Annotated in this window: 19 protein-coding genes; 14 read left to right on the top strand and 5 right to left on the bottom strand. The window is 72.5% G+C overall.

Annotation, left to right across the window (positions count from 1 at the left end; all coding sequences use genetic code 11):
• Nucleotides 1–57 precede the first annotated feature (57 nt).
• The 8 genes from OG357_RS04145 to OG357_RS04110 all read left to right on the top strand — a co-directional run bounded on the left by OG357_RS04145 (nt 58) and on the right by OG357_RS04110 (nt 10,552).
• Nucleotides 58–2,931 carry a helix-turn-helix transcriptional regulator gene (locus OG357_RS04145; RefSeq protein WP_329619816.1) on the top strand — a complete coding sequence of 958 codons (2,874 nt, stop codon included), beginning with the start codon at nt 58–60 and terminating at the stop codon, nt 2,929–2,931.
• Between the two features lie 136 nt (nt 2,932–3,067).
• On the top strand, nt 3,068–4,315 hold the full coding sequence (locus tag OG357_RS04140) for a PucR family transcriptional regulator (protein ID WP_329619815.1): 1,248 nt from the start codon (nt 3,068–3,070) through the stop codon (nt 4,313–4,315).
• A gap of 139 nt (nt 4,316–4,454) precedes the next feature.
• The gene (locus OG357_RS04135; protein WP_329619814.1) at nt 4,455–5,306 is read left to right on the top strand and encodes an alpha/beta fold hydrolase; all 852 of its coding nucleotides are present in this window, start codon (nt 4,455–4,457) and stop codon (nt 5,304–5,306) included.
• A 150-nt stretch (nt 5,307–5,456) separates the two neighbouring features.
• On the top strand, nt 5,457–6,248 hold the full coding sequence (locus OG357_RS04130; RefSeq protein ID WP_329619813.1) for a helix-turn-helix domain-containing protein: 792 nt from the start codon (nt 5,457–5,459) through the stop codon (nt 6,246–6,248).
• Nucleotides 6,249–6,427: 179 nt separating this feature from the next.
• On the top strand, nt 6,428–7,141 hold the full coding sequence (locus OG357_RS04125; RefSeq protein WP_329619812.1) for an alpha/beta fold hydrolase: 714 nt from the start codon (nt 6,428–6,430) through the stop codon (nt 7,139–7,141).
• An 830-nt stretch (nt 7,142–7,971) separates the two neighbouring features.
• On the top strand, nt 7,972–8,397 hold the full coding sequence (gene panD / locus OG357_RS04120) for an aspartate 1-decarboxylase (RefSeq protein ID WP_329619811.1): 426 nt from the start codon (nt 7,972–7,974) through the stop codon (nt 8,395–8,397).
• Between the two features lie 19 nt (nt 8,398–8,416).
• Nucleotides 8,417–8,761 (top strand): GNAT family N-acetyltransferase, encoded by a 345-nt coding sequence (locus OG357_RS04115; RefSeq protein ID WP_443066620.1) that lies wholly within the window; start codon nt 8,417–8,419, stop codon nt 8,759–8,761.
• 384 nt (nt 8,762–9,145) lie between these two features.
• A complete protein-coding gene (locus OG357_RS04110) occupies nt 9,146–10,552 on the top strand; it encodes a transglycosylase family protein (RefSeq protein ID WP_329619809.1) in 1,407 nt (468 codons plus the stop codon).
• On the opposite strand, the gene OG357_RS04105 is transcribed toward OG357_RS04110, so the two are convergent.
• A complete protein-coding gene (locus tag OG357_RS04105) occupies nt 10,433–11,443 on the bottom strand; it encodes a DMT family transporter (RefSeq protein WP_329619808.1) in 1,011 nt (336 codons plus the stop codon). The two genes, OG357_RS04110 and OG357_RS04105, sit on opposite strands and share 120 nt — an antisense overlap.
• Nucleotides 11,444–11,688: 245 nt before the next feature.
• Between OG357_RS04105 and OG357_RS04100 the strand changes: the two genes are divergently transcribed.
• From OG357_RS04100 to OG357_RS04090, 3 genes are all read left to right on the top strand, one after another.
• Complete coding sequence (locus OG357_RS04100) at nt 11,689–12,432, top strand: (2Fe-2S)-binding protein (protein ID WP_443066793.1); 744 nt, start codon at nt 11,689–11,691, stop codon at nt 12,430–12,432.
• Between the two features lie 66 nt (nt 12,433–12,498).
• Nucleotides 12,499–13,983 carry an SDR family NAD(P)-dependent oxidoreductase gene (locus tag OG357_RS04095; protein WP_317601346.1) on the top strand — a complete coding sequence of 495 codons (1,485 nt, stop codon included), beginning with the start codon at nt 12,499–12,501 and terminating at the stop codon, nt 13,981–13,983.
• Nucleotides 13,984–14,253: 270 nt separating this feature from the next.
• Nucleotides 14,254–14,424, top strand: coding sequence for a hypothetical protein (locus OG357_RS04090; RefSeq protein ID WP_314614228.1), 171 nt, complete (start codon nt 14,254–14,256; stop codon nt 14,422–14,424).
• A gap of 149 nt (nt 14,425–14,573) precedes the next feature.
• On the opposite strand, the gene OG357_RS04085 is transcribed toward OG357_RS04090, so the two are convergent.
• The 3 genes from OG357_RS04085 to OG357_RS04075 are packed head-to-tail and all read right to left on the bottom strand — an operon-like array spanning nt 14,574 to nt 17,495.
• Entirely contained in the window at nt 14,574–15,980 is a 1,407-nt protein-coding gene (locus tag OG357_RS04085) for a lipase maturation factor family protein (RefSeq protein ID WP_329619806.1), read from the bottom strand.
• 22 nt (nt 15,981–16,002) lie between these two features.
• The gene (locus OG357_RS04080) at nt 16,003–16,563 is read right to left on the bottom strand and encodes a DUF1990 family protein (protein WP_329619805.1); all 561 of its coding nucleotides are present in this window, start codon (nt 16,561–16,563) and stop codon (nt 16,003–16,005) included.
• Nucleotides 16,560–17,495 (bottom strand): YndJ family protein, encoded by a 936-nt coding sequence (locus OG357_RS04075; protein ID WP_329625485.1) that lies wholly within the window; start codon nt 17,493–17,495, stop codon nt 16,560–16,562. Before OG357_RS04075 ends, OG357_RS04080 begins: the two co-directional genes overlap by 4 nt.
• Before the next feature lie 216 nt (nt 17,496–17,711).
• On the opposite strand from OG357_RS04075, the gene OG357_RS04070 reads away from it, so the two are divergent.
• From OG357_RS04070 to OG357_RS04060, 3 genes are all read left to right on the top strand, one after another.
• The gene (locus tag OG357_RS04070; protein ID WP_329619804.1) at nt 17,712–18,944 is read left to right on the top strand and encodes a DUF6777 domain-containing protein; all 1,233 of its coding nucleotides are present in this window, start codon (nt 17,712–17,714) and stop codon (nt 18,942–18,944) included.
• Nucleotides 18,945–19,009: 65 nt separating this feature from the next.
• Entirely contained in the window at nt 19,010–21,112 is a 2,103-nt protein-coding gene (locus OG357_RS04065; RefSeq protein WP_443066619.1) for a SpoIIE family protein phosphatase, read from the top strand.
• Nucleotides 21,113–21,295: 183 nt separating this feature from the next.
• Nucleotides 21,296–22,657 carry a wax ester/triacylglycerol synthase family O-acyltransferase gene (locus OG357_RS04060; protein WP_329625483.1) on the top strand — a complete coding sequence of 454 codons (1,362 nt, stop codon included), beginning with the start codon at nt 21,296–21,298 and terminating at the stop codon, nt 22,655–22,657.
• 10 nt (nt 22,658–22,667) lie between these two features.
• Here the strand turns inward: OG357_RS04060 and OG357_RS04055 are convergent, their stop codons facing one another.
• Entirely contained in the window at nt 22,668–24,377 is a 1,710-nt protein-coding gene (locus OG357_RS04055) for an alpha/beta hydrolase (protein WP_329619803.1), read from the bottom strand.
• Between the last annotated feature and the right edge of the window lie 15 nt (nt 24,378–24,392).

Raw genomic sequence — 24,392 nt, 5'->3', positions numbered from 1 at the left:
GGGCCCCCGGGCCGGGCGGCGGCGGGGTGGTTCATATGGTTCATACTGTTCCGCCGTATGAGCGTGAACCGAGTGACGACAAGGACCGTGCCCGAGGAACGCGAGGGTGTACGGACGCCCCTCCGCGGCAGGGACGCCGAACTGGCGTTCATCGAGGTGCGGCTCGACGCGCTCGACCGGGGCGAAGGCGGGATCATCCGCGTCGAAGGCCCCGTCGGCATCGGCAGGTCCAGGATCCTCTCGGAGGCCGCGGCTGCCGCGAGGCGGCGCGGGACGAGGGTGTTCGAGGGAGCGGCGGACCCCGACGAACAGTTCGTGCCGCTCGGCCCGCTCCTCGACGGCCTGCTCTCCGGCGAGGAACCGCTGTCGGGCGCCGTCCGCCTCAGGGACCTCGCCACGACACCCGGCCAGCGCTTCTGGCTGCTCCAGGAGCTGGGGGACCGCCTGCGGGAGACGGCTCGAAACGGCCCCCTGCTCGTCGTCCTCGACGACCTCCAGTGGTGCGACGACCTGACCCTTCTCACCTTCAACACCCTCGCGGCCGGACTCTCGTCGCACGCCATCCTGTGGCTGGTCGCCGTGCGCGGCGGCAGCGTGCCGTCAGGAGTGCGCACGACCCTGGACCGGATCCGGCAGGCAGGCGCACAAGAGCTGGCGCTGGGAGCGCTGGACGACCAGGCCACCACACAGATCACCGAGGAGGCCCTCGGCGCCGCTCCCGACCCGGACGTCCTCCGCGTCGCCCGCCGCGCCGAAGGAGTCCCGCAACTGCTGGTCGAGCTGCTCGGCTCGCTTCGTGAGGCAGTGACGACCGAGAACGGCACGGCCAGGCTGTCGGCCGGACCCCCCGCCCCACACGAACTCCCCTCTGTCGTGCGCCGCCTCGACCAGCTGTCCGACGAGGCACGGGCGCTGGTGCAGACGGCGGCCGCCTTGGGCGGCCCGGTCACCGTCGCGCTGCTGGCCGAACTGCTCGGCAGGTCCTCGGCGGCGCTCATCACAGCGGTACGGGAATCCCTCGACGCCGATCTGCTCATCGAAAGCGGCGATCACCTCGCTTTCCGCCACGACCTGATCCGCGAGGCGGTGGAAGCCGGCCTCCCCCTGCCCCTGCTTCAGGCCCTGCGTGGTCAAGCCGCCGAGCTGCCGCCGGGGATTGCGGCCTCCCCCGTCGAGCGTCCAGGGCCGTCGGCCGGGAGAGCGCCGGCAGATGCGGCGGAGGCCGGGAGAGCGGGGCCGGGAGACGCGGCGGAGGCCGACCGGCTGCGCACCGCCGCGGCGGAACTCGCGGCCACCGCTCCCGGACCCGCCGCGGAACGCAGTCTCAAGGCCCTGGAACTCACCACGGCGGACGCTCCGGAGCGGCCGCGGGTCATCGCCGAGACGATCCCGCTGCTCTGGCAGACGGGCCGGGCCGCCCAGGCGCGTGAGCTGGGAGTCTCCGCCCTGGCGACCGGCGGTCTCGGACCAGAGGACGAGGCGCGCATACGCCTTGCCCTGGCACGCCTCGCCGTACCGTTCGACTTCTCCGAGGCGGTCCGCCAGGCCCGCGCCGGGTCGGCACTGCCCGGGATCCCCGTGGACGTGAGGGGGCGACTGCTCGCCATGCTCGCTGTCGGCCTGTCGATGTCGGGCGAGCACTCGGCGGCCGAGCAGGTCGCCGCGGAGGCGTGGGAGACCGCAGCGGCAGCGGGGGACCGCTCCGCCGAGGCCACGCTGACGACGGTCCGCTCGGCCGCGAGTTTCCACCGCATGGACTTGACCGAGGCGTTCCGGCAGGCCGAGCGGTCCGTCGCGTTGGCCGACGCCCTGGGCGTCAGCACCTCGCTGTGGGTTCCGGAGGCCTTGTGGCACGCTCTCCTGTCGAACACCACCGGACGCTCCGCGGAGGCGCTCGCGGCCGCGGAGGACGGCATCCGGATCACCAGGGAGCAGGGCCGGACGGCCGCCACTCGTATGTGGCTCATGACCCGCTCCCGCATCCTTCTGGAGGCCGGACGGCTGACGGACGCCCGGGCCGACGCCGAAGCCGCGTCTGCGACGACCGACGACCTCGGCCCGGGCAACCTCGCCGACGTCACGCTCCGGTACGTGATGATGCGCGTCGCCCTCCACACCAACGACCAGCAGACCGCACGAGCGTATGCGGCGGAGGCGAGGCGCATGCGGAGCGACGGCGCACCCGTCGTCCGGCACTTCGGCTCCTGGATGCTGGCGCTGATGGCCGACTTCGAAGGCCGTCCCGACCGTGCCATGGCCGAACTCGACGAGGTGATGACGTCGCCCGCCGCGGACCGGCCGGCCTACGCCGGCTTGGTCGACCCCGCCGACGCCCCGGTCCTCGTCCGCCTGGCGCTGCGTGCAGGCGCACACGAACGGGCCGCGCAGGCAGTGGCCCTGGCCGAGCGACTGGCCGTGCTCAACCCCGACCTCACGTTCCTGGCCGCTACCGCCGCGCATGCCCGGGGGCTCCTCGACAACGACCTCGCCCCTCTCGTACGCGCCGTCCGGCTGTACGAGGACTGCCCTCGGCCGTTGGCCCGGGCGTCGGCACTGGAGGACGCCGGACGCAAGCTTGCGGCCACCCGCAAGTCCGAAGCGGTGCCGTACTTCGACACGGCCCTCGCGCTCTACGCGCGAGGGGGCGCCGAGCGGGACGTCGCACGCGTCCGCCGGCGCCTGCGGGCCGCTGGTGTCCGCCGCCGGCCCTCGACGGCCGGACTCTCCGGGGCATGGCCCGAGCTGACGGCCGCGGAGATACGGGTGGTACGGCTCGTGGCCCAAGGGCTGACCAACCAGCAGGTGGCCGAGCACCTCTCCCTCTCGCCGCACACGGTGAGTTCGCACCTGCGCCGGGCCTTCACCAAGCTGGACGTCACCTCGCGCGGGGAGCTGACCCGGCTGGCGAAGGACCGTGACAGCGGAGAGTAGTCGCTTCGTATCCCATGTGGGCCTCATGGCAATGGACGATTCGTGTGATGTGCCGACGTCGTCGCTTCCTCAGAATGATCAAGAGCCGCGGAATGGAGAAGTCCGCGGGGACAGTTGGTCGAGAGAGGAACAGCGCATGACCGTAAGGCTCCAGCGAGCCCGCCCTGGCAGCCCCGAGCTCCAGGCGCTTGTCGACGAGCTCGCGGAGCGGCTCGGCCGGTCCGTCGCCGTCGACGACCCGCTGGTCCGCTTGGTCTGCACGAGCCGCCATTTCGGCGACGAGGACCCGGTACGCATCGGCACCCTGTTGCAGGGCCGCGCCGACAACGCGACCATCCGCTACATCCTCGCCCAGGGCGTGACCCAGTGGTCCCGAGCCGGATTCATCGACGGCCGTGACGATCTCGGACTGCTGCCCCGTTACGTCGTGCCGCTGCGCGAGCGCGGGCACCTCCTCGGGCTGCTCATGGTGGTCGTGCCCGAGAAGGCGCTAGGAGAGCGGGAGACACATGCCATCGCCCGGGCCGCGGACGCCATGGCCGCCCAGATGTACGGAGAGTACATCGCCGCCGACACCCGGAGGGTCGACGAGCGGGACCTGGTCCTCGCACTCGTCGGTACCGACGTCGCCGCCCGTACCACCGCACGCCGGCGAGGCCGGGAACTCGGATTGCTCGGAGCGGCGGAGCACGTCCTTGTCACCGTCGTCCAGCTGAGCTGCGCGACGGAGTTCGTGCGGCAGTCCGAGGCTGTCCTGTGGGGGGCGCTGGAGGGGTTCCGGCAGACGCGCTCCGCCCAGGGCCTCGTCGCGATCGGCAAGGAGCGGGCGACACTGCTCCAGCTGCGCGACCGCCCACCCGGCCAGGACGAGGTCACCGCACAGTCCGCTCGCATCCTGGACGAACTCCGCACCTTCCTGGGCCCGTCGGCGGACCCCGTGATCGGCGCCGGCGGCCGGCACTCCAGTCTGGACGACGCATGGACGTCGTACGAGCAGGCGCTCGTGGCGGCACGCGCGGCACGCCGACTGCCCACCCTGAAGAGCGCCGGTGACTGGGAGCTGCTCGGGGAGCTCGCGGTGCTGCTCCAGCTTCCCGAGCACGCCCTGAACGCGTCTTTGGTCCCGAAGCCGCTCCGTACCCTGAGCGACACTCATGGCGGCGACCGCCTGCGGGACACCCTGCGTTGCTTCCTCGAACACGCGGGATCGATTCCCCGGACCGCGGACACGCTGGGAATCCACCGCACCTCGCTCTACTACCGCCTGCGCCAGATCCAGGAGATCACCGGACTCGACCTCGACGACGGCGCCGACCGGCTCGCTCTCCACCTCGGCCTCAGGATCGAGGAACTCCTCGCGCCGGGCGGCGACGGGGCCGTCTGACCACGGACTCGCTTCGACAAAGCGAGGAGGATCCACGGCCCGATTCCTACAGCTCGCGGTGGTGCGGGCGGCGGGCCCCATTCGATGATGTTCGGGACGGGCGGGAACGATGTACCGCCCTCTGACCAGGGGAGAGGTCATGAAGGAACTGATCACGACGGACGGCGCACGGTTCGCGTACCAGGACACCGGCGGCGAGGGCGTCCCGCTGGTGATGCTGCACGGCTGGGGGCAGACGCAGGCGATGTTCCGCCACCAGATCGAGGGGTTGGCGCCCGGCCGTCGCGTCGTCACCGTCGACCTCCGCGGCCATGGGAAGTCCGGCAAGCCGCGGCACGGCTACCGCATCGCCCGGCTCTCCCGCGACGTGCTCGAACTCGTCGACCATCTCGGTCTCGACCGCTTCGACGCACTGGGCTGGTCCATGGGTGTCTCGGTGTGGTGGAGCTTCATCGACCAGTGCGGGACCGGACGGATCCGGCGCTTCGTCGCCGTCGACCAGCCCGCGGCGGTCGCCGCCGTGCCCTGGATGACCGAGCGGGAACAGCGGGACTCCGGTGCCATCTTCGATGTGTCGGGGCTGTTGTACCTGGGTGCGGCCCTCGCGGGGCCGGAGGGCGACACGGTCCGCGCCGACTTCGTGCGCGGCATGTTCTCCGGCGAGCCCAACCCCGAGGTGCTGGCCTTCGTCGGCGAGGAGATCCGGTCGACACCCGCCTATGCGGGCGTATCGCTGCTGTTCGACCACTGCGCGCAGGACTGGCGCGACGTGCTTCCCCGGATCGATGTGCCGACCTTGGTGATCGGCTGTGAGGGAAGCCATGTGCACCCCGACTCGCAGCGCTTCGTCGCCGAGCGGATTCCCGGCGCACGCCTGCACGTCTTCGCCTCCGACGTGGCGAGCTCGCACTTCCCCTTCCTGGAGAACCCGCCGGCCTTCAATGCCGTGGTGGAGAAGTTCCTGGCCGAGGAGCCGGCGAACGGGGTGTGAACCTGCCCCCGCCGCCCGCACTTACGGCCAGGAAGGAATCCCATGCCCCTCACACTGATGTCTCGTGCGCCCGAACGGGTGCCCCGGCAAGCGCCCGATCCGGCCTCGCCCTCCTCCCGCTCGGGGTGGCTGGTCCAGATGCTTTCCGAGATGCCGGAGACGAACGACCGGACCCACGTCTATCTCGGCGTCCATGTCCGTGGGCCCGTCACCGTCGTCCACGAGCGTGCCAAGACCCTGTTGGAGCCGAACGACCTGGTCTTCTGCGACCCGGCCCGACAGCACCTGCTGCAGTTCGGCGAGAACTGCCAGATGATCTTCTTCCGGGTGCCCCGCTGCTATCTGGGCGTCACGCAGTCGGAACTGGACCAGGTGCTCGGCGTACCCGTACGCGGCGGGGAGGGGATCGGGGCGCTGGCGTCCGACTTCCTGACCGCGCTCGCCGCAAAGGCGGAGTTCCGCCGGTCCACGATCGGGGACCGGCGTGCCCGGACGGCCGTACACCTACTCTCCGTCCTGGTCATGGAGCTCCTCGAAGCGGACACGACGGCCGAGGCCGACGACGCGTCCGGGGCCGCCAACGAGATGCTGTCCCGTATCCACGGCTACATCGAAGAGCACCTGATGGACCCGGACCTCTCACCGGAGTCGATCGCACGCGCCCACCACATCTCCGTCCGGTACCTGCAGAAGCTCTTCCAGAACGACGGCAGCACGGTGAGCCAATGGGTGCGGCAGCGCAGGCTCGAGTTCTGCCGGCTCGAGCTGGGCCGCTCCAACCGGAGGATCACCATGGCCGCGGTGGCACATCGCTGGGGCTTCAGCAGCCCCTCGCACTTCAGCCGCACGTTCCGCGGGGCCTACGGCATGAGCCCCAGCGAATGGCAGGCGCTGGCGACCTCGGCCTTCGCGACGACGACCGCCGGCGCCCAGGACGAGTGAAGGCGCCGCGACGCGTGCCCGCTGTCATGACAGCGCGGCTGCGCGCACGTACAAGAGGAGCCGCTTCCAGGGCTTTACCGTGAGTAACGGCTGCATGGACCTCTTGCCGAACTCCGGGCCGCGACCTGACCGTCGTGACGACGCCCCACACGCGGCCCGACACCGAGAAGAGAACTCGCATGACCCACCCCACCGTCGTCCTCGTGCACGGTGCCTTCGCCGACGCGACAGGCTGGATAGGCGTCATCTCGGAACTGCGGAGCAGTGGTATCCCGGTGATCGCTCCGTCGAACCCGCTGCGAGGGCTGACGTCGGACGCCGCCTACCTCACCTCCGTCCTCGCGCAGGTCGACGGCCCGGCCGTACTCGTCGGCCACTCCTACGGCGGTGCGCTGATCACCGTGGCCGGCGCCGCGGAGAACGTCGTCGCGCTCGTCTACGTGGCCGCCTACGTGCCCCACGAGGGCGAGAGCCTCGGCCAGCTCCAAGGGAGCTTCCCCGAGTCCCCGCTGACGGGCAACCTGAAGGAGTGGACGTACCCGCTCCTCGATGGCGACAACGGGGTCGAGGTCACCATCGAGGAGGCGGCCTTTCCCTCCGTCTTCGCGGCGGACGTTCCCGAGGACGTCGCCGGCGTCTTGGCAGCGACCCAACGCCCGCTCGCCACGGCCGCCTTCACCGAGACCGCGTCCGCGGCGGCGTGGCGGACCAAACCGTCCTGGGCCCTGGTGGCCGGGGCGGACCGCACGATCAGCCCCGAGGTTCAGCACTTCGGCGCCGCACGGGCCGGCGCCGTCGTCGTCGAACTTCCGGACGCCTCCCACGCCGTCGTCCTGTCCGAGCCCACACGGGTCGCCGACCTGATCAGGGACGCGGTACGGGCGACGAGCTGACCGACCGACCTCCGCGACGACAGGAGCGGGACCGGGCCGGTCGGGGTGCCACCCTTCGCTCAGGCCGGGCTCGGACCGGAAACGGACCGGAGGGCCTCCGGGGACGACCTTCGCGACGCCCACCTCGCCGCCACCACCGCGTGGGTCAACCTCTGGGACGGCCGCACCCGGCAGGGGTTCCTTGGCCCGGGCGAGGGTGTGGAGGACGTCCCAGAGGGTCACTTCGAACTGCCGGGGCAGCTCCGTCTGCGGGATCGGGGCGAGGTCGGGCTTCCGGCGGAGCGGCTCGTCCTCGTTCTCCTTCCGCTTCCTGTCGTCCGCCCCGATGGCGGCCTCCACCTTCCCGACGAGCGTCTCGTCGGAGTGGACGGAGACGTTCGACGGCTGGGTCAGGTCCTGGAGCACTTCCTTGGTCGGCTTCAACAGCTCTCCTTCACGGTGTGCGAGGGCGGTTCGCCATCGGTTGGACCGTTTTCGGAGCGGTCGAGCGTCGACCGGCCGACGGCCAAGGGACCGTGTTCCATGAGCCAGAGCGATGTCGGTGCCCGACAGGTCGGTGCGTGCACGCACGTCGTCCGTGTGTGCAGAGTGGTCTCCCGCATGTTTGATGGCTCATCAGGTAAGTCAGCATCGGGTCAGCATGAGTCGCCGGCGTTCCCGGAGAATTGCTTGAACAGGTGTCGGTGACGGCGTGAAAGCCCAGGTGGGGACCCGTATCGCCTGACCGGGGCGATGTTCCTCACAAACATCGGACGGGGGTGTCGGTGTAAGCTCGAGACCGCCCTTGACCTGCAGAAAGCAGGCAGGGAGCCGTCTTCGAGGAGTCCAAAGTGCTGCGCACTCTGTTCAAGTCCAAGATCCACCGCGCGACCGTGACGCAGGCCGACCTGCACTACGTCGGGTCGGTCACCGTCGACGCCGAGCTGATGGAGGCGGCGGATCTGCTGCCCGGCGAGCTCGTGCACATCGTCGACATCGACAACGGGGCCCGGCTGGAGACCTACGTCATCGAGGGCGAACGCGGCTCCGGCGTCATCGGGATCAACGGTGCCGCCGCGCACCTCGTGCACCCCGGCGACCTCGTGATCCTCATCAGTTACGCACAGGTCGACGACGCCGAGGCGCGCGCGTTCACGCCGCGCGTCGTGCACGTCGACGCGGACAACCGCATCGTGGAGCTCGGGGAGGACGCCTCCGCGCCCGTCCCCGGAAGCGACACGGTCCGTGCCCCGCACGCCGTGCCCGCACAGATCTGAGCCGAGGGAGAGCCGCCGCATGGCCGAGCTGAAGATCCGCGACGACCGGACGAACGGGCGCCTGGAGGCGTTCGAGGAGGACACCTTCGTCGGTGTGATCGTCTACTTCGTCCTCGACGCCGACCCCCACGCCCTGGTGGCGGTCCACACCATCGTCGAGGACGGGCACGAGGGGAAGGGCATCGCCGGAGCGCTCGTGCGCGAGTTCTACACGATCGCCGCCGGCGAGGGCGTCCCCGTCGTGCCGCTCTGCCCGTACGCCGCCAAGTGGGCCGAGCGCCACCCGGACGAGGCCCCCGTCCCCCCGGCGGACGTCGTACGCGCGGCGAAGCTCCAGCTCAAGGCCACCCCCGGCCTCTGGTGACCCCGAAGGGAGCGATCCGGCGGGCGCGAGCCCGTCCGCCGGGTCACCCTGGGGAGGGAGGATCCCGACCATCGAGAGGTCCGTGATGACCCACCCCGTCCCCGATCCGCAGCCCTCACCCGTCCCGCCCCCGGTGCCCACCCCGCCGCCGGTACCCCCGCCCAACCCCGTACCGGTGCCGCCCGATCCCGTGCCCACCCCGGTGCCCCAGCCCGGCGGACCCGTACCGGAACCCGAGCCTCAGCCCCAGCCGGGCCCTGCGGGACTCCGCCCGCCGTCAACAGGAAGGTGACGGAAGGCGCTTGATGTTCCGCGCCGCCCCTTGTCACGGAGCGTGCGCCACCCCTAACTTGGACGGCTGTCGCTGTGTTCCAAGGGGGGCCCATGGGCGTACGCGGACGTCACCGCCGCCACCAGCCGAGCCGGATCAACCGTGCCTCGCTCACCGTCACCGCGGGAGGCGCCGGAATGGCGCTGCCGCTGATCGGCGCGGGAGCCGTACAGGCCGCATCGCTGGACGTCTGGGAGAAGGTCGCGGCCTGCGAGTCCTCCTCCAACTGGCGCATCAACACCGGGAACGGCTACTTCGGCGGCCTCCAGTTCAGCCAGTCCACCTGGGAGAGCTACGGCGGCACGCACTACGCGCCGCGCGCCGACCTCGCCTCCAAGGACCAGCAGATCGTGATCGCCGAGCGCGTCCTCAAGGGACAGGGGCCCGGCGCCTGGCCCTCGTGCGGGCCGCGCGCCGGCCTCGCCCGGGGCGGCGAGGCGCCCGGCAGCACTGCCGAGGGCCCGTCCGGCCGGGGGAACGCGCCGAGGACCGCGTCCCTGCCCGGGCAGCGCGTCTTACCCGAGCAGGCCACCAAGCGCGCCGGCCCGACCACCGTGCCCACCATCCGTGAGATGTACACGGTCACGCCCGGCGACTCCCTCTCGAAGATCGCCCGCGAGGAACGCGTTCAGGGCGGCTGGAAGCGGCTGTACGAGTCGAACCGGCCCGTGGTCGGCGACGACCCCGACCTGATCCACCCCGGCCAGCGGCTGATCCTGCGCATCGCCGCCCCCAAGACCAAGAAGGCGACGGAGGCTAAGACACCCCCGCGGGCCGTGACACCCCCGCCCGTGAAGGCAGCCCCTCCGGTGAAGGCCGCGGCCGTCAAGCCCCCGGTCACGAAGGCGCCCCCGGCGAAGCCGCCGACGACGAGGCCCCCGGTCACGAGGCCCCCGGTCACGAAGGCCCCGGTCACGAAGGCGCCCGCCGCCAAGACCCCGGCCCCGCGTGCCACTCCCACTGCCAAGCCCTCCGCGAAGCCGAAGCCGAAGGCGCAGACGAAGCCCGTCAACCGGCCCGCGTCCAAGCCCCGTCCCGCCGCCACGCCCGACGAGGACCGCTACTCCGCTCCCATCGCCGCCGGCATCGGCACCCGCTACGGCACCCGCGGCTCGTCCTGGTCCAGCGGCTACCACACCGGCGTCGACTTCCCCGTCCCCACCGGCACCTCGGTCAAGGCCGTCGCCGACGCCCGGGTCGTCTCCGCGGGGTGGGGTGGTGCGTACGGCTACCAGGTCGTCCTGCGCCATGAGGACGGCCGCTACAGCCAGTACGCCCACCTCTCCGCCCTCACCGTCCGTGAGGGCCAGCGCGTCCAGGGAGGTCAGCGCATCGGACGCTCAGGGTCGACCGGCAACAGCTCGGGACCGCATCTCCACTTCGAGGTACGGACGGGTCCCGGGTACGGCTCCGACATCGACCCGCTGGCCTACCTCAGGGCGCGGGGCGTCTCCATCTGACCCCGCTGACCCTGCTGTTGCTGATGACTCCGATGACTCCGATGACACCGACAGGGCCTCCGGCGGGACCGTCATGCGGTCCAGGGTGAGCTGGACCAGGCCGCCCGCCGCGACCGCGCCGCAGATCAGCGCGGCGACGGTGCCCGCCGTGCCGTAACGGAAGCTCTCGCCGAAGAGCGTGAGGCCCACGGCAGCCGCGACCACCGGGTTCACCACGGTGACCGTGGCGAGCGGGGCGGCGAGCCCCGCGCCCCGGTACGAGGCCTGCGAGAGGAGCAGCCCGGTCACGGCGAGCGCCGACAGGACGAGCAGACCGGTCCACTCGGCGAGCGGGGCGCCGGAGGTCCATTCCTCGGCCACGGACTTGGTGAAGACCGAGGCCATGCCGAAGGAGACACCGGCCGCGGCGGCCAGGATCACGCTGCGCAGCACGGACCGGCCCACCAGGTGCGCCACCGTGAACAGGACGGCCACCACGGCGGACGTGCCGGCCGCGAGCAGCCACCGTTCCCCGTCGGCGAGCGACTGCGTGTCGGAGCCGTTCGTGAGGCTCAGCAGGCCGGCGAGGCCGACCGTGGCCATGAGGGCGCCGCGCCAGGCCCGCCGCCCGGCCCTGCGGCCGACGAAGAGGGCCGCCATGGGCAGCGCGAACACGATCGTGAGGGCGCCCAGCGGCTGGACCAGGCTGAGCGGGCCGTACGCGAGGGCGACCACGTGCAGGGTCGCGCCGAGACCGTTGAGCAGGACGGACACCCACCAGGCAGGGCTGCGCAACGGCGCGTAGCGCGGACCGGCGGCGGAGGCCGCGACCCGCTCCTGCACGATCGCCGCGGCCGCGTAGGCGACCGCCGAGACCAGAGACAGGAGCACGGACAGCAGGAGGGGGCTCATACCCTCCACGATCTCTCTTCCGGGCGATTTCGGCGTCGTACCAGGGAACGTCTTGGGGGGTACCGCCGTCGCAGTACGCGGCCCGCGCGTACGCCCGGAGATGTACACCCGCGCAGGTCGGAAGGGGTGGAACGGGATCTTTCCGGCGCCCTCCTGCCGGTGCGGAAGAATCATGGCGGTACGGAAGTCTTCGCCGCAGGACCGAGGGACGTGGGGGCAGGCGCGTGGAACCCGAGCTGGATCTCGTGGCGAGCGGAGCGAGATGGGGGTACCCCCGGCCGGAGGCTGGGGGAGGATCGGTGGGCGGATTCTTCGCGCTGCGGACCACCGCGCCGGAGACCGGAGGGGCGCACCGCCCCCTCGCCGAGCTGTACGCGGGGGAGGACGGCCCCCTCACCGCGCGCGTGGACCGGGTCGCCGCCCGGCTCCACGCTCCCGAGCGGCGGGTCGGGGCCTCCGTCGCCCACCTCGGGCTCGCGGCCAGGCTCTGGTCGACCGCGCTCGGACCGGCCGCGCTGTACGGCGCCTTCCCCGACCTCGCCCCCGGCGAGCTGCACTGGGACGGGGCGCTGACCTCACCCGACGACCTGTGGTGGTCCGGCTCCACGACCCGGCCCGCCACCGTCGACGCCCTCCGCGCGGCCGTCCAGGAGGCCCACCTCGTCCCGCTGCACGCGGCGCTGCGCCGCGACGGCCGGATCTCGCCCCGGCTGCTCTGGGGAAACGCGGGCTCCGCCCTCGCCGGCGCCCTGCGCGAGCTCACCCGCTGGGCCCGTGCGCAGGGCAGGCCGGAGGTCGCCGACCGGGCCGCCGTCCTCGTCTCCGGGCTCCTCGATCACCCGGACCTCGCCGGTACGGTCCGAGGCCCCCGGCTGCGCCGCGCCAGCTGCTGCCTCTACTACCGCTGCCCCGGCGGCGGCCTCTGCGGGGACTGTGTCTTCGACCACGCCCCCCGAACGGGTTTGGAGGCGCGGCCCCCCGCTCCGTAAAGTTGCTTATTCGAGCGCCCGCGAGCGGCGGCGACGACGTACGAGCGAACGAGGAACCCGAAGGCCATGACGGTGACCGAAGAAAACCAGGACTACGGGCCGGGCGTCGACCCCGAGCGCCTGGCCGTCTGCCTGAGCGTCCTCGACGAGCTCGACAAGCTGGACGTCGACCACCCGGACGCGATCGTCGTCCGGCGCGCCACGGCCGGGATCTACCGGACCGTGAAGCAGCGCCGCCGCCAGGAGCGCCGGGCCGCCAAGACCGCCAACGACAAAGCGGTCACCGAGGCCACGGCCACCGGCTCCGCGCAGCGCATCGACGACGAGACCGAGGGCATCCTGCCCTCCTCGGTCACGGAGGAGGGCAGGATCGCCGGGATACTCCAGCGTCCGCGCTCCTGCTACGTCTGCAAGACGCGGTTCGTCGAGGTCGACTACTTCTACCACCAGCTCTGCCAGCCGTGCGCGGCGCTGAACCGGGCCAAGCGCGACGCCGGCGCGGACCTCACCGGCAAGCGCGCGCTGCTCACCGGCGGCCGGGCCAAGATCGGCATGTACATCGCGCTGCGGCTGCTCCGCGACGGCGCCCACACGACCATCACCACGCGCTTCCCCAAGGACGCCATCCGCCGCTTCAAGGCCATGGACGATTCCGCGGAGTGGATGCACCGCCTGGAGGTCGTCGGCATCGACCTGCGCGACCCGGCCCAGGCCGTGGCCCTCGCCGACCAGATGGCCGAGGCCGGTCCGCTGGACATCCTCATCAACAACGCGACGCAGACCGTGCGCCGCCTGCCCTCCGCCTACGCCGCCCTGGTCGACGGCGAGAGCGCCCCGCTGCCCGCGGGTGAGCTCCCCGCCCACCACGTCATCGGCGCCTTCAACTCCGGCGCGGTCGGTGAGCTCGGGACGGCCGCCGCGCTGCCCGTCGGTGTCAGCGGTCTGGAGGCGCAGCAGGTCGCCGACCTCGCCCTGGTCGCGGGGAACGCCAGCATCGCCCGGCACCTCGACGGCACCGCGATCGACGCGGGCGGCCTGGTGCCGGACGTCGTCGAGTCCAACACCTGGGTGCAGAGCATCGAGCAGATCTCCCCGGTGGAGCTCCTCGAAACCCAGCTGTGCAACTACACGGCGCCGTTCATCCTGATCAGCAAGCTGCGTCCGGCGATGGCCGACGCCGCGAAGAAGGCGGCCAGCGGGCGCGCCTACGTCGTCAACGTCTCGGCGATGGAGGGCGTCTTCAGTCGCGGCTACAAGGGCGCGGGCCACCCGAACACCAACGCCGCGAAGGCCGCGATGAACATGGTGACGCGGACCAGCGGCCAGGAGATGTTCGAGACCGACGGCATCCTCATGACCTCGGTCGACACCGGCTGGATCACCGACGAGCGTCCGCACTTCGACAAGCTGCGCCTCGCCGAGGAGGGCTTCCACGCCCCGCTCGACCTGGTCGACGGCGCGGCCCGCGTCTACGACCCGGTCGTGCGCGGCGAGGCCGGCGAGGACCTCTACGGCTGCTTCCTCAAGGACTACGCCCCCGCCAACTGGTAAAACGCAACTCCGAAAGAGCGCTCTACCTGCTGGTAGGGCGCTCTTTCGGCTTCATTCACTCGATCGCATCACACTTCTGAGCCCGGTAGAGCGCGGACGCGCTCATTTGGTTACTCTGATGTCCACGGTCGGCCACCGAGGAGACACACCATCCTCACGGCCGGTCCGGGGACTGGCCTGCCACCAAGGCCGCGGTCCCGCCCGATGAACGGCGCCACCGCGACCGACGGCACCAAGGCCCCATTGGTACGCGACACAAAGGAGTGCGCGGTGACACCCGAACTGACGAAGCAGGAACCGAGACCGGCCGAATCCCAGGACCGGCCCCGCCGAAACGGCGAGCTCGGAAGTCTCGAAGTGTGGGCCCACGCGGCCCCGATCCGGCTGGCGGGCTACGAGGACGACCTCGCGGAGCCCCACATCCTGCCCGGCATCGACTGAGTCTTCGACCAGGTCATTCATCGACCACGTCATCCCGACCGAACCGGTGCCCTGACGTAACCCTTGCTCCACTCCGCTGCCCCCGTCCTCCTTCCGGCCGGGGGCAGCGGTACGTCCCTGCCCGAGTACGTCCCTGCCCGAGAGCGTCCCTATCTGAGCCGGATCGGCGGCAGGTACTCCCGCACCAGCGTCCGGTGCCACCACGCCCCGGTCTCGCGCAGCTCGCGCCACGTCGTGTACCGGTACCGGTACAGCCGGGCGCGGACGTGCGTCGGCGGTGCGTCGGGGAACGGGTTGTGGGCGAGCAGCCGCAGCGTGTCGCGGTCGCCGTCGAGCAGCCGCTCCACGAAGGGCCCGAACCACTCCCGCGCGTACCCGGGGGAGAGGGCGGCGAACCACATCAGCCAGTCCAGGCGCAGGTGGTACGGGGCGAACTGGCGCGGCAGCCGCCGCGGATCGCCGGGCTTGCCCCGGAAGCCGTACTCCCGCCAGACCGTGCCCGCGTGCGGTGCCGGATCGTCGGTGCCCTCGACGACGATCTCGTCCCGTACCCGGCCGACCGTGCCGAACGCGCCGTATGTGTTGACCAGGTGGAACGGGTCGTACGAGCGGTTCATCGCCTGGTTGCGGGAGAGCAGGTTGCGCACCGGGCGGTAGCTCCGGAACAGGACGAAGGCGGTCACCGCGACGACCACGACCACGTACCAGAGCGGCGGGTCCGGCCGCGGGTGCTCACCGGTGAGCGCGGAGGCGTCCACGACCGAGACGGCGAGCACGATGGTCAGCCAGTTCAGCCAGGCGAAGTTGCCGGAGAGCACCAGCCACAGCTGTGTCGCGATCATGAGGCAGGCGGCGACCGTGGCCACCGGCTGCGGGGTGAAGAGCAGGAGCGGCACGAACAGCTGGACGACGTGGTTGGCCGCAGCCTCGACCCGGTGCAGCGGGCGCGGCAGGTGGTGGAAGAACCAGCTCAGTGGGCCGGGCATCGGCTGCGTCTCGTGGTGGTGGTAGAGACAGGTGAGGTTCCGCCAGCAGCGGTCGCCCCGGATCTTGATGAGCCCGGCGCCGAACTCGACCCGGAAGAGCAGCCAGCGCAGCAGGAAGAGGACGAGGACGGGCGGTGCCGTGTCGTCGTTGCCGAGGAAGACCGCGAGGAACCCGGTCTCCAGGAGCAGCGACTCCCAGCCGAAGGCGTACCAGGTCTGGCCCACGTTCACGATCGACAGGTACAGGACCCAGAGCACGAACCAGAGGAGCATCGACACCGGCAGCGGCACCGCGTCACCGGCGCCCGCCACGAGGGCGAGGGCGATCGCTGCCCCGGTCCACGCGACGGCCGCGAACAGCCGGTCGGAGTAGCGCCAGTGGAAGAGCGAAGGAGCGCGGCGCGGGCCGGCCACGCGCAGGTACTCCGGTACGGGGAGCATGCCACGCTCGCCGATCAGCGCCCTGAACTGGAGGGCGGCCGACAGGAACGCCACGCAGTACAGCCCGGCGAGGCCCCGCTGGAACGCGATCCGGCTCAGCCAGAGGTCGGGCGCGGTGAACCACTCCATCGCTTCCAGTATCGGCCCGGGATCACGCCCTGACGAGACGCCGGAGCGTCCGGCCGAGATGCCGGGCGTACGCCTTCTGGAGCACGGGGACCAGCGGGCCGGCGAGCCGTGTGTACCAGGCGGCGGGCCGGCTGAACGCGGTGACCGTGAACCGGACCGTGCCGTCGGGCGCCAGCTCGACGACGAAGGACTCCTCGCCCTGCTCCGGGTGGCCGGTCAGGGTGCCGTACGCGAAGCCGGTGCGGTGCTCCTCGTACGCCGTCCAGATCACTTCGCAGGGGGCGCCGATACGGACCCGGCCGACGCCCGCCGACACCTCCAGACGGACGCCGGGCTCGGCGCGGACGGCCTCGCTGCGGACGGTCGCCCCGGAGGCGCGGTGCGTTTGCCAGGTGGTGACGGCGGTACCGGCGGTTTCGAAGGCGGCGCGGCCGTGGCCGACGACCACGCTGTGCCGCAGGTGGTGGTAGCCCTCGGGGAGGTCCTCCGGGGAGCGGGTGGCGCCGACCTCGCGGTAGGTGAGGCCCGGGCGGGGGCGGGTGGTGCGGGTCGTGTGGGAGTGGCTGTTCGTGAGGTGGGTCATGCCGGGAGCTCCGTTCGCGGGTGGGCTGGGTGTGCCGGGTGGGCCGGTTGGGGCGTGTAGGGCGAGTGGGGCCTGTCGTGTGTGTGGTCTGTCTGGTCCGTCCGGTCCGTCTCGTCCGCCCGGAGGCGGCGCCGGGCGAGCAGGGCGCAGACCGCGAAACCGAGGGCGTTGCCCAGGCCGTGCGTCGCGGCCATCCACGTCAGGCTGAGGTGGGGCAGGCCGGTGGCCTCGCCGAGTGCCCAGCTCAGGGCGAGCAGCATCGTGACGACGAGGACCAGGGCCGAGACGGCGAGCAGCGCGCGTGTGAGCCGGCCGGTCGTGAGTTCGCGGCGTTCCCGCAGGGTCAGGACGGCGACCCCCGCCATGCCGGCCGTCAGGACGACCGCCCCGGCCAGCTCGGCCCAGTCGTCGACGAAGTAGCCGGCCAGGACCAGCAGCGTGCCCGCCGGCACGCTGAGCGCGGCGAAGCGGGCGGTGGGGCCGTCGTCGGCGCGGCAGACGAGACCGGCGACCAGGGCGGCGGCGAATCCCGCGAAGTGGAAGTGCGGGACGGTCAGCGCGAGGATGTCCAGTTCGAAGCCGAAGAGCGGGTACGAGGCCCGTTCGGCGACGAGCGCCAGACCGGCGACGGAGGGGGCGGCCAGCGCGGTGAGCACGGCGATCTCCCTGGGCCGCAGGGAGCGGGTCAGCATGAGGCGGGCCGGGGCCTGGAGCGCGAGTGCCACCGTGGCGAGGGCGTAGACGGCGGCAAGCGCAGCCGAGAAGCCGGAGCGGGGCAGCCACAGGGCCAGTGCTCCGGGGGCGGCGAGCAGCGGCCAGGCGCGCCGGAGCGGGTCCAGGCCCGGTGGTCTGGGCCCGTCCAGGAGCGCGAGCCCCGTCGGTACGACCCAGAACATGCCGATCATCACGACCGGGTTCACCAGGATCGACAGCGCGGTCACGAGACACCCCCCGACTTGAACGTGTTCAACTGGCACGCTGAGCGTAGGGGTTTTCTTGAACGCGTTCAAGTGGGTCGTTCGACCGGCCGGGTGTCGGCCGACCCGGTCGGCCTTCCTCCGCTTGCGGGGGCCCGTGCGCTGCGACAGACATGAGGGACTGGCCGGAACCGGGCGCCGGGCCCCGGAGAGAGAAAACGGGAGAACCAGGTGCGCACACCTCTGCGCCGGACGCGGCGAACCCCCACCGCGATCACCGCGACGCTCGCCTCGGCTCTCCTCGTCGCCGGCTGCTCCTCCGACGAGCAGGGCGGCAGTCACGGCGAGCAGCCTGCGGCGGCCACCGCCCAGGACGTCCACCTCCAGCCGCTCGCCGCGCGGGGCCCCGACCCCTTCACCGCCTCCAGCGCCCGGATCACCGGCCGGGCGGTCGTCCCGGAGCGGGACCCGGACGCCGCCTCCGTCCAGCAGGTCCGCGAGATCACCGGTTCCACCCCCGGCCTCTACGGCGGCACCCGGTCGGAGGCCAGCTGCGACGTCGAGCAGCAGGTCTCGTTCCTCTCCGGCGACCACGGCAGGACGCGCGCCTTTGCCGAGGCCGCCGGCATCCCCGAGACGAACGTCTCCGGCTGGCTGCGCGGGCTGACCCCGGTCGTCCTGCGTGCAGACACCCGGGTCACGAACCACGGCTACCGGGGCGGCCGCGTCACCGCCTTCCAGTCCGTCCTCCAGTCCGGTACGGCGGTCCTCGTCGACCAGTACGGCTCGCCGCGCGTCCGCTGCGCCTGCGGCAACCCGCTCCGCACCCCGGTCGCGGCCCAGGGGGGTGTCCATCAGGGCGAGCCCTGGGACGGCTTCGACCCGGAGCACGTGATCGTCGTCCGGCCGACCACCACCGTCGTGACCAGCCTCGTCATCGTGAACGCCGCGGACAGCAGCTGGATCGAGCGGCGGACCGGCAGCGACGGGGCCGAGGACCGGAAGCCCGCCGTCGAGCCGGACTGCGACCCGGACGAGTGCCACCTGACCGGGACCGTAGCACCGGCCCCCGCGACCCCCGACCCGGTGACACCGGCCCCCGCGACCCCCGACCCCGGGACCCCGGACCCCGTGACACCCGAGCCCTCCCGTCCCGACGCGGCCACTCCCTCCTCTCCCTCCTCGCCGGATCCGACAGGCCCCGCTCCCTCGAACCCCGACCCGTACGAGGAACCGCCCACGGATCCGTACGCGGACCCGGACCCGTACGCCGAGCCCTACGAGGAGGCGGCCCCCGACCCGTACGAGGATCCGTCCAGCGACCCGTACGCGGACCCGTACGCCGACCCCAACGCCGAGCCGCCCGTCTACCCGCCAGACGCCCCGGAAGGGGAGGAGCTGCCGCCCGAGGAGTTCTTCCCGCCCGACACGGAGCAGGAGCAGCCCGAGACCTTCGAGGGATGAGAGGGCCGCGAGGTGAAAGGGATCTTCGTGGTGCGCAGGGGCGGGGCTGCGCCTAGCGTGGCCCCATGAACGCGGGCAGAGGGGGCGGGGAGGCGGCCGAGCGGCTCCGCCGTGGGCCGGCGCACGCGCCGACGGAGCAGCCCCGCGCCGCCGCGCGGATCCTGCACGACTACGGCTCGGCGTTCCGGATGGGCGGATTCGACTGGGACCTGCTCACCGGGACGATGATCATGGACGACGCCGCCCTCGAGGTGTTCGACCTGGACCGCACGGAGTACGACGACCGGCCCGAGAGCCTCGGCCCCCGCGTCCTGCCCGACGAGGGCCGCCGCCTCGACACACTGGTGGCCCAGGCGCTCAAGGAGGGCAGTGACCAGTACGGCGCGTACTTCCGTATCCGGCGCCGCGACGGCAGCCATCAGTGGACCCACACCCAGGGCCTCGTCGAGCGCGACGACACGGGCCGGCCGGTGCGCATCGTGGGCATCCTCCGCGACGCCACCCACGAGCTGACCGAGTCCGCCGCCCGGCTCGGCCTCGACGAGGGGCGCCGGCAGCGCGCGGGCGTCGTCGAGGGCACGACGGCCGCCCTCGCCTACGCCCGGACCGTGCAGGACGTCATCGACCTGCTCAACGACTCGCACGCCCTCGAGCACTTCGGCGCCGCCAGCCTCGTCATGGGCCTCCTCGACGCCGGCCGCATCCATCTGGTCGCCGAGGGGCCCGACGGCGCCTTCGTGCCGGGCACCCGCTTCACCCGGGTGGACGAGCCGTACCCGATGAGCGAGGTGATCCGGACCCTGCGGCCCCGGTTCATCGACTCGGCCCGGGACTTCGCCGACTCCTTCCCGGTGCTCTGGCCGCACATCAGCGGACTCGGCATCACCGCCGCCGCCTATCTGCCGCTCATCGCCCAGGCTCGGCCCATCGGCGCGCTCGGCCTGCTCTACAGCGACAAGACCGGCTTCAGCGAGGACGAGCGGACGCTGCTCGTCGCCCTCGGCAGCAGCATCGCGCAGAGCCTCCAGCGGGCCATGCTGTACGAGCAGGAGCACGACCTCGCCGAAGGGCTCCAGCAGGCGATGCTGCCGCGCCGGATCCCCGAGGTGCCCGGCGCGCAGACGGCCGTCCGCTACCGCTCGGCCCGCCTAGGCCGGGACATCGGCGGTGACTGGTACGACATCATCCCGCTCCCCGGAGGACGGGTCGGCGCCGTCATCGGCGACGTCCAGGGCCACGACACCCACGCGGCGGCCGTCATGGGCCAGCTGCGGATCGTGCTGCGCGCGTACGCCGCCGAGGGGCACCCTCCTGCCACGGTCATGGCCAGGGCCTCCGTCTTCCTGCACGAGCTCGACACCGAACGCTTCGCCACCTGCACCTACGCCGAGGTCGACCTCGGCACCGGGGTCGTCCAGATCGTCCGCGCCGGCCATGTCGACCCGCTGGTCAGGGAGATCGACGGCCGCTGCCGCAGGCTCCCGGTGGAGGGCGGGCTGCCGCTCGGGCTCTCCGCGGAGTTCGGCCGGCTCGACTATCCCGTGACCGCCCTGGAACTCGACCCCGGGCAGACCCTGATGCTCTACACCGACGGTCTGGTGGAGAAGCCGGGCGCCGACCTCGACGAGGGCTTCCAGTGGCTCACCTCCCTCGTCCGGCGCGGCCCCGCCGACCTCCAGCAGCTCGCCGACCACCTCTGCGACGTGGTCGCCGACCGCGGCGGCGAGGACGACGTGGCGATCCTGCTGCTGCGCCGTGAGGCCGCCTTCGCGACCCACGGGGCCGGCCGGTTCCAGCAGCACGTCGCGCAGAGCGACCCGGAGGCGCTCAGCTCGGCCCGGCACATGATCAGGGCCGCGGTACGGGCCTGGGGCGCGGGGGAGCGCGCCGACGAGATCGAGCTGGTCGCCGACGAGCTCATGACCAACGCGCTGATGCACACCGACGGCGGTGCGATCGTGACCCTGCGGGTGCTGAGCGGGCCCGAGCGGCGGATGCGTGTGGAGGTCGAGGACCGGTCCAGCGCGCTGCCCCGGCGCCGCGAGGCGGGGGAGGCGGGCGTCTCCGGGCGGGGACTGCTCCTGGTCGAACAGATCTCCGACGCGTGGGGCGTCGAGTCGCGGGGCGGTGGCAAGTGTGTCTGGTGCGAGTTCATCGTGGCGAACTGAACCTGTTAACTGAGCGTGAACTGATCGTACTTGACCGTAACTGTCGGTACGCGATTGACTGCGGTCTCCCGCCTCTCCGCGCAGGACGTGAGGACACCACCCGTGAGCAGCAGCAGCGAGCTACTGGCACCCGAACCACTGGCACCCGAGCCCCAGGCACCCGAGCTCCAGGCACCCGAACCACTGGCACCTGAACTACTGGCACCCCTGGATCTGGCCTTCTGGCACCTGGAATCCCCCACCCACCCCCTCCACCTCGGGGCCCTCGCCCACTTCGGACCCGTCCCCGCTGCCCCCGGCCACGAGCCGCCGGTGGACGTCCTGGAGCTGCTCGCCCGCCGCGCCGCCGCCGTCCCCAGGCTCCGGATGCGCGTGCGCGACGTCCTGCTCCCCGTCGGCGGCGCCGCCTGGAGCGCCGACCCGGACTTCGACGTACGCCACCACGTCCGCGAGATCACCCTCCCCGGTGCCGACTTCCCCGCCGAGACCACCCGGCTCGCCGCCGAGCTCATGGAACGCCCCGTCGAGCGCGGCCTGCCGCCCTGGGAGATGTACCTGCTCACCGGTGCCCCCGACGGCTCCTTCGCCGTCCTCGTCAAGCTCCACCACGCCCTCGCCGACGGCATGCGGGCCGTCGCCATCGGCGCCGGGATCTTCGACGAGATCGCCGCAGGACGCCGCCCCGCACGCCGCCCCCGCCCCGTACCCCCGCGCTCCTGGCTCCCCGGCCCCGGCCGCCTTCTCGACCTCGCCCGGGACCGGCTCGGCGACCTCGGCAGGGCCGTCGAGGTCGGTGCCTCGGTCGTCGGTGCCTCCGTCGTCCGCGCCGGCCGCCTCGACGGTCCCGCCGCGCCTCTCGCCGCCGAATCCAGCGGTACGCGCCGGCTCGCGACCGCGACCCTGGCCCTCGACCGCGTCCACCGGATCCGCCGCACCACGGGCGGCACCGCCAACGACGTCCTCCTCGCCGTCGCCGCCGGAGCCCTGCGCCGCTGGTTCGACGGGCGCGGCCTGCCGCTCCCCGGCGCCGACCCCCAGGCCCTCGTCCCGGTCTCCCGCCGCCGCCCCGGCGCCGCACCCGGCCCCGGCAACAGTCTCTCCGGCTACCTCGTCGACCTGCCGGTCACCGAACCCGACCCGGCGGCCCGACTCGCCGCCGTACGGCACGCGATGGACCGGAACAAAGCCGCAGGCCCCTTCAAGGGCGCGGGCGCCGTCGCCCTCCTGGCCGACCGGCTCCCCCCGCTCGCCCACCGCTTCGGCGCGCCCTTCGCCTCCGGCGCGGCCCGGCTCCTCTTCGACCTCCTCGTCACCCAGGTGCCGCTGCCCCGCTCCGCGCTCTCGCTCGGCGGCGCCCCGCTGCGGGCGCTCTTCCCCATGGCGCCGCTCGCCCGTGGCCAGTCCCTCGCCGTCGCGATGTCCCCGTACGGAGGCAGCGTCCACATCGGTCTCGTCGCCGACGGCGAGGCGGTCCCCGACCTCGACGCGCTCGCCGCCGCGTTCACGGCCGAACTCGACCTCCTGGACCCTCCGGCCGCCCCGTAGAACGCAGGGGTCACTCCGTGCACGTCGTGCCGGGCAGGACCTTCGTGAGGGAGATCAGGTACGCCTCGACCTTCCTGTCGACACAGGTGCTGCGGCCGTAGCCGGTGTGGCCGGGGGCGTCGAGCGACAGCAGCATCCCGCCGGGGAACTGCCGCGCCAGGCTCACGGCCTCCCCGTACGGCGTGGCCGGGTCGCCCGCCGTCCCCACGACGAGCACCGGCGGAACACCCTCGGCCGTCACCCGGTGCGGGCGCTGGGAACCGGCCGGGAGGTCCTTGCAGACCAGTTCGTTGACCACGCCGGTCGTGCCGTAGACACCCGCGGCCTTCTCCGCGGGGGCAAGGGCGTCCCAGTAGGCCTGGGCGTCGCGCGGATGAGGGACGTCGAGGCAGTTGATCGCGATCAGGGCGGCGTCGGTGTTGTCCTCGGGCACGTCGTCCTCCGACGCGCCGGACGGCTCGCTCTCCGCGGGACCCTCGGAGACGGCGGCCCCCGAGGAGTCGTCGGAGGCGTCCGCGTCTGTGTCCTCGGGCGCTTCCTCTCCCGCCGCCAGGGCCGCCAGCCTCGTTCCGTCCCCGCCGTCCGCCGCGACCAGCGCCTCGGACAGGTCCTGCCACTGCGCCTCCGGCGTGTACATGGACAGGCTGAGCGCCGAGACCAGGGCCGGGGCGTCGAGACCGTACGCGGAGTCGTCGACCGGCAGCGGCTCGCGCTCGGTCCGCTCCAGGAGACGGTCGATCAGGGCCCGTATCTCCTCGGGCGTCGCGCCCGGGCAGGCGTCGCCGACCGTGTCGGCGCAGGAGTCGGCGTACTCCTCCACCGCCTTCCTGAACCCGGTGGACTGGCCGAGCATGCGCTGCCGCCAGTCGAGCGACGGGTCGACGGCCCCGTCCAGGACCATCGCCCGTACGCGGCGCGGGAACTGCTCGGCGTACGAGGTGCCCAGGCTCGTGCCGTACGACCAGCCGACGTACGTCAGCCGTCGCTCGCCGAGGGCCGCGCGCAGCACGTCCAGGTCACGGGCGGCGTCGTCCGTTCCGACGTGGGGGAGCAGCGGACCGCTGGCGGCCCGGCAGCCGGCGGCCGTCGCCCGGGCGCTCGCGAGGGCGTCGGCGCGCTCGGAGGCGGTCCGGGGGTGGAGCGGCACCTCGGCGGCGTCGTCCGTGGACTCCTCCCCGCCCTCGGCCGGTTCCGCCGAGTCGGCGGGCGTGCAGGTCAGGGCCGGCTTGCTCCCGCCGACTCCGCGCGGGTCGAAGGACACGATGTCGAACCGCTCGCTCACGCCCCGGCCGATGTCCTCGGCGACGCCGTCCTTGACCAACTGCACCCCGCGCTCGCCCGGGCCACCGGGGTTGAGCACGAGCGATCCGACACGCTTCCCCGGGATCGCGGTGACGGCCTTCGCCACCGGCAGGACGAAGGTCTTGCCGTTGCCGGGGCGGGAGTAGTCCCGCGGGACGGTGAGCGAGGCGCACCGGTGGTCGCCGCAGGGCCGCCAGTCGAGTTTCTGGCCGTAGAAGCGCCGCAGGTCGGGGCGGGAGGCGGGGTCGGTGGGGGCGGCCGAGGTCCTCGGCCGGTTCCCGTCCGAGCCGGTTCCGGCCGTACAGGCCGCCAGCGACGTGGCGCCGAGGACGGCGAGGGCGAGGACGAGGGTCCGGCGGCGGGTGGGGGCGGTGATCACGGAGTACTCCCATGGGTGGTCGGTCCAGGGAAGGATCACGCGTGGATGCTGAGG

The sequence above is a fragment of the Streptomyces sp. NBC_01255 genome (assembly GCF_036226445.1).
GTDB lineage: Bacteria > Actinomycetota > Actinomycetes > Streptomycetales > Streptomycetaceae > Streptomyces.
This window is presented reverse-complemented; position numbering and strand designations above follow the sequence as displayed.